At 55.8% G+C, this 5,324-nt stretch carries 6 protein-coding genes and 1 pseudogene; all 7 read left to right on the top strand.

Annotation, left to right across the window (positions count from 1 at the left end):
* The first annotated feature begins 114 nt into the window (after positions 1-114).
* Positions 115-333, top strand: coding sequence for a preprotein translocase subunit SecE (gene secE / locus BN1012_RS08530; RefSeq protein WP_043949300.1), 219 nt, complete (start codon positions 115-117; stop codon positions 331-333).
* A gap of 76 nt (positions 334-409) precedes the next feature.
* Positions 410-940, top strand: a complete 531-nt coding sequence (gene nusG, locus BN1012_RS08525; protein ID WP_043949299.1) for a transcription termination/antitermination protein NusG — start codon at positions 410-412, stop codon at positions 938-940.
* Between the two features lie 230 nt (positions 941-1,170).
* Complete coding sequence (gene rplK / locus BN1012_RS08520; RefSeq protein ID WP_043949298.1) at positions 1,171-1,599, top strand: 50S ribosomal protein L11; 429 nt, start codon at positions 1,171-1,173, stop codon at positions 1,597-1,599.
* A 3-nt stretch (positions 1,600-1,602) separates the two neighbouring features.
* Complete coding sequence (rplA, locus tag BN1012_RS08515) at positions 1,603-2,304, top strand: 50S ribosomal protein L1 (RefSeq protein WP_043949297.1); 702 nt, start codon at positions 1,603-1,605, stop codon at positions 2,302-2,304.
* A 341-nt stretch (positions 2,305-2,645) separates the two neighbouring features.
* Complete coding sequence (gene rplJ, locus BN1012_RS08510) at positions 2,646-3,164, top strand: 50S ribosomal protein L10 (protein ID WP_043949296.1); 519 nt, start codon at positions 2,646-2,648, stop codon at positions 3,162-3,164.
* Between the two features lie 81 nt (positions 3,165-3,245).
* On the top strand, positions 3,246-3,623 hold the full coding sequence (rplL, locus tag BN1012_RS08505) for a 50S ribosomal protein L7/L12 (protein ID WP_043949295.1): 378 nt from the start codon (positions 3,246-3,248) through the stop codon (positions 3,621-3,623).
* Between the two features lie 321 nt (positions 3,624-3,944).
* Positions 3,945-5,324: pseudogene (locus tag BN1012_RS08500) on the top strand (DNA-directed RNA polymerase subunit beta); the annotation flags it as partial.

The following is a 5,324-nucleotide window of genomic DNA, read 5'->3' as shown; positions in this document are numbered from 1 at the left end:
CCGCACCGGGTGATTTTGGTGAGGCGGCAGGGCCAAGCGCGGTAGTATCCCGCACGGCATGTATCCAGTCCTGAGAGTTTGCAGGACGACAAGCGATAAAGGCGCGATTAGAGCGTGGCAAAAGACGTAGCGAAAAAGAAGAAGACCGGGCCGCTGGAGTTTGCCCAGCAGGTGCGGTCTGAGACGTCTAAGGTGACATGGCCGACCCGCCGTGAGACCGCGATCACGACTGTCATGGTTTTCATCATGGTCGCACTTGCTTCCATTTTCTTCTTTATTGCCGACCAGATTTTGAGCTGGGGCGTGCAGCTGCTGTTGAACCTCAGCCTCTAGTCTGAGCGTCGCGGCAAGAGAAACACCGGTCTTCCCGAAATTGGGGCAGGACCACCAAACAAGGATATCCGCGCACATGGCGCATCGTTGGTACATCGTTCACAGTTACTCCAACTTCGAAAAGAAGGTGGCGGAGAGCATCAAGGAACAGGCTGTTCAGCAGGGCCTCGAGGATTGCTTTGAGGAAGTGCTGGTGCCGACTGAGGAAGTGGTGGAAGTCCGCCGCGGTCAGAAGGTCAACACCGAGCGCAAGTTCTTCCCGGGCTACGTGCTGGTGAAAATGGATCTCACGGACGAAGCCTTCCACTTGGTGAAGAACACGCCAAAGGTCACAGGTTTTCTTGGATCTGAGTCCAAGCCGCAGCCAGTCAGTCAGGCTGAGGTCGACCGCATCGTGAACCAGGTTCAGGAAGGCGTGGATCGTCCCAAACCCTCGATCTCTTTCGAGATTGGCGAGCAGGTTCGTGTGGTCGATGGCCCATTTGCATCGTTCACAGGCCTCGTTGAGGAAGTCGATGAGGAGGCCACGCGTCTCAAGGTTGCCGTGTCAATCTTTGGTCGTCCGACCCCCGTTGAACTTGAATACGCTCAGGTAGACAAAACCTAGCGATTTGCGGCTGACTGAAAAATCTGTCAGCCCTCTAGTAATTCCAAGGGCTTTGGGGTATTTCCTGCGGCCTTGGATGAAGCGCCTCGCTCCTGACCGGGTTGCCGGACATGGATTGGGGCGTTTTCACGTTGAGACTTTGTGGGAGGCACAGCCAGTGCCGCACCACAATCCTTCGAAGTAAAAAGTCAGGTTTTCTCTCACTTTTGAGGGGCCTGGAAGGAGCAATAATGGCGAAGAAGATTATCGGGTACCTGAAACTTCAGGTACCGGCAGGGGCGGCCAATCCGTCACCTCCCATTGGCCCGGCGCTGGGTCAGCGTGGTCTGAACATCATGGAATTCTGCAAGGCGTTCAACGCCAAGACGCAGGGCATGGAAAACGGCATGCCTGTCCCGACGATCATTACGATCTATCAGGACAAGTCCTTCACGTTCATCACGAAGAAGCCACCGGCAAGCTACTACCTGAAGAAAGCCGCCAAGCTGAACAAGGGCTCACAGAAGCCCGGTACAGACGTGGCAGGCAAGGTCACCATGAAGCAGGTCCGCGAGATTGCGGAAGAAAAGCTTGTTGACCTCAACGCAAACGACATTGACGCCGCAGCCCTGATTATTGCTGGCTCTGCGCGCTCCATGGGTATCGAGGTGGTGGGCTAAGTCATGGCAAAAGCAGGCAAGAAGATTACCGCTTCACGCGAAGGAATTGATCGCAAGAAGCTCTACACCCTCGATGAAGCTGTTCAGCTCATCAAGGACGGTGCCAAATCAAAGTTTGATGAGACTGTTGAAGTCGCCATGAACCTTGGTGTTGATCCGCGTCACGCTGACCAGATGGTCCGCGGCGTATGCACACTTCCCAATGGCTCAGGCCGTGGTGCCCGTGTTGCTGTGTTCGCCAAGGGCGACAAAGCAGATGAAGCCAAGGCAGCCGGTGCTGATATCGTCGGTGCTGAAGACCTGATGGAAGAAGTGCAGGGCGGCAAGATCGACTTTGACAAGTGCATTGCGACGCCAGACATGATGCCGCTCGTCGGTCGTCTGGGCAAAGTGCTTGGTCCGCGCAACCTGATGCCGAACCCCAAGGTTGGCACGGTGACACCTGATGTTGCTGAAGCTGTGAAAGCAGCCAAGGGCGGTGCTGTTGAGTTCCGCGTCGAGAAGGCCGGTGTGTTGCAGGCGGGTGTTGGCAAAGCCAGCTTCTCTGCTGAACAGATCAGCCAGAATATTTCGGCGTTTGTCGACTCTGTGCAGAAGGCCAAGCCTTCTGGTGCCAAGGGCAACTACATCAAGCGCGTCAGCATCAGCTCGACAATGGGCCCTGGTGTAAAGATTGACCCTTCAAGCCTTTCGTCTGAAGGCTAAGGAATAGAGCGCATCTCATTGGATGCGTTACGAAATTCACTCTCGCCGGCATGGCTGGCGGGAGGGATGAGGCCGGGAAACCGGCCTTGCCCTGTCCGTGACTGCGGGTGTCCGAGGGAATTTTTCCGGAGGACTTAATGACCGCCTGCATTAGACGGGACGACCCGATTTCGGGCCGCTTCTGGCCGATGTTGTGTGAGGGGAGCAATCCCCAGCATTGGCGGACAGGCAATTGAGCGTCGTGACCCAGCTTTGCTGGATTGCGGCTATTGCCACCGGGCTTTGTTCGTTTGCAGGACGTCCTGCAGCGGCGCGAAGCCCAAAAGTTGGAGTAGAGCCACGTGGAACGCGCTGAAAAAGATGCGCTCGTCTCGACCCTGAACGGTGTCTTCAGTGACGCCGGTGTGGTCGTGGTGACCCACTATTCGGGCCTTAACGTTGCGGAGCTTTCTGAGCTTCGTCGCGATATGGCTGAAGCTGGTGCGAGTTTTCGGGTAACGAAAAACCGTCTGGCAAAACGTGCTCTGGAAAGTACGTCAGCATCCGAGATCACTGATCTGTTTACTGGCCCAACTGCAATCGGTGTCTCTGATGACCCGGTTGCAGCACCACGGATCCTCGCGAAGTTCGCAAAGGCTAATGAGAAGCTCATTATCCGCGGCGGCATCATGGGCGATACCGTGCTTGACGAGACTGGCATCAAGGCACTTGCCGACCTGCCATCCCTCGACGAGCTCCGGGGCAAGATTGTGGGAATGCTCAACACGCCCGCAACCCGTATCGCAGGCGTGCTCGCAGCACCCGGCGGCCAGGTTGCTCGCGTTATTGCAGCCAAAGCAGAACAGGGGGATGCCGCCTAGAGCATCCGCTCACAGGCAGTCATTCACTCATCACATACCTACCGTCAGAAGCGGTATTACGAAGCTAAGGAATTACGAAAAATGGCAAATCTCGAGCAGATCGTTGACGACCTGTCAGCACTGACCGTCCTGGAAGCCGCTGAGCTTTCAAAGATGCTTGAAGAAAAGTGGGGCGTTTCCGCCGCAGCACCTGTTGCAGTTGCAGCAGCCGGTGGCGCAGCCGCTGGTGGCGAAGCCGCTGAAGAAAAGACAGAGTTCTCTGTCGTTCTGACAGGCGCTGGCGACAAGAAGATCAACGTCATCAAGGAAGTCCGCACCATCACTGGTCTGGGCCTGAAGGAAGCCAAAGAGCTTGTTGAAGGTGCACCTAAAGAAGTGAAGGCAGACGTTCCAAAGGCGGAAGCCGAAGAAATGAAGAAGAAGCTGGAAGAAGCCGGCGCATCTGTCGAACTCAAGTAGTTCGAAGATATTCTTCTTGGGTGAGGAGGCGTCCTTTTGGGCACCCCCTTGCTAAGCCCTCTTGCTATGAGGGGCGGGGAAGGCCATATTCGGTCTTACCCATATACATCGAGTGGCGATGCGCTGGTTCCGTCTCATAGCGGGGCTGGCGCATGCGTCGCTTTTGCGCATGCCGGGTTACGGGAATACAGGGGAAACCCTGACGAATTGGACCTGTCAGCGCGTGGTGAACCGGACTCCAAGTCCGTCTATGCCGACCCTCAATTCGTGGCATCCGCTTGCTGGATGCCATGCCCCTGATTCGCTTATGTGCGAGGACACTTGATGTCGCAGTCCTTTACTGGCCGCAAACGTATCCGCAAATTTTTTGGTCACATCCCCGAAGTGACTAAAATGCCGAACCTCATCGAGGTTCAAAAACAGTCATATGACCATTTCCTGCTGACCGACCCGGCTGATCGCAAGCCGGATGAGGGCCTTGAGGCGGTATTCCGCTCGGTCTTCCCGATCTCTGATTATGCAGAGACGTCGACGCTGGAATTCGTGTCGTACTCTTTTGAAGATCCCAAATACGACACTGAAGAGTGCCAGCAGCGCAGCATGACCTACGCTGCGCCTTTGAAAGTGACGCTCCGTCTCATCGTGTTTGATGTCGACGAAGATACCGGCGCCAAGTCCGTCAAGGACATCAAGGAGCAGGACGTCTATATGGGCGACATGCCGCTGATGACGGAGAACGGTACGTTCATCGTCAACGGCACCGAGCGCGTGATCGTGTCCCAGATGCACCGTTCGCCCGGCGTGTTCTTTGACCACGACAAGGGCAAGACGCATTCATCTGGCAAGCTGCTGTTTGCTGCGCGCGTTATCCCGTATCGCGGTTCCTGGCTCGACTTCGAGTTTGACGCCAAGGACATCGTGCATTGCCGCATTGACCGTCGCCGAAAAATTCCGGCGACGACGCTCCTCTATGCGCTCGGCATGGACAGCGAGCAGATCCTTGATCTGTTCTACGGCAAGATTGCCTACAAGAAGACCAAGGATGGCTGGAAGACGCCGTTCAACCCGGAAGGCATGCGCGGCATCAAGCCGGCAGTTGACCTGGTCGACGCGAAGACTGGCGACGTTGTCATTGAAGCAGGGCGCAAAATCACGCCTCGCCTTGGCAAGAAGCTTCTCGAAGAAGGCGTCAAAGAGCTGCTGATGCAGCCTGAAAATCTCATCGGGCAGTTCATTGCTACTGAGATGATCAACGAAGAGACCGGCGAAATCTTTGCTGAAGCCGGCGAAGAAATCACCGAAGAACTGTTCGAAACGTTTGCCGAAGCTGGCATCAAAGCCATCGAAATTCTCGACATCGATCAGGTAAATGTGGGTGGTTACATCCGCAACACGCTGGCCGTGGACAAGGCAACCAACAAGGAGCAGGCGCTGGTCGACATCTACCGCGTGATGCGTCCCGGCGAGCCGCCAACCCCCGATACAGCTCAGGCTCTGTTCGACAGCCTGTTCTTTGACAGCGAACGCTACGATCTTTCTGCGGTTGGCCGCGTGAAGATGAACATGCGCCTTGATCTGGATGCAGAAGACACTGTTCGCGTCCTGCGTGGTGACGATATTCTGGCCGTGATCAAGACACTTGTTGATCTGCGCGATGGCCGTGGTGAAATCGACGACATTGATCACCTCGGCAACCGTCGT

The organism is Candidatus Phaeomarinobacter ectocarpi, assembly GCF_000689395.1.
Taxonomy (GTDB): Bacteria; Pseudomonadota; Alphaproteobacteria; order CGMCC-115125; family CGMCC-115125; genus Pyruvatibacter; species Pyruvatibacter ectocarpi.
Note: the sequence above shows the minus strand (reverse complement) of the source record. Positions and strands in the feature narration are given on the sequence as shown.

Coding starts and splice junctions, on each gene's coding strand:
- nusG (WP_043949299.1), top strand. CDS start 410: ATGGCGCATCGTTGGTACATCGTTCACAGTTACTCCAACTTCGAAAAG.
- rplK (WP_043949298.1), top strand. CDS start 1,171: ATGGCGAAGAAGATTATCGGGTACCTGAAACTTCAGGTACCGGCAGGG.
- rplA (WP_043949297.1), top strand. CDS start 1,603: ATGGCAAAAGCAGGCAAGAAGATTACCGCTTCACGCGAAGGAATTGAT.
- rplL (WP_043949295.1), top strand. CDS start 3,246: ATGGCAAATCTCGAGCAGATCGTTGACGACCTGTCAGCACTGACCGTC.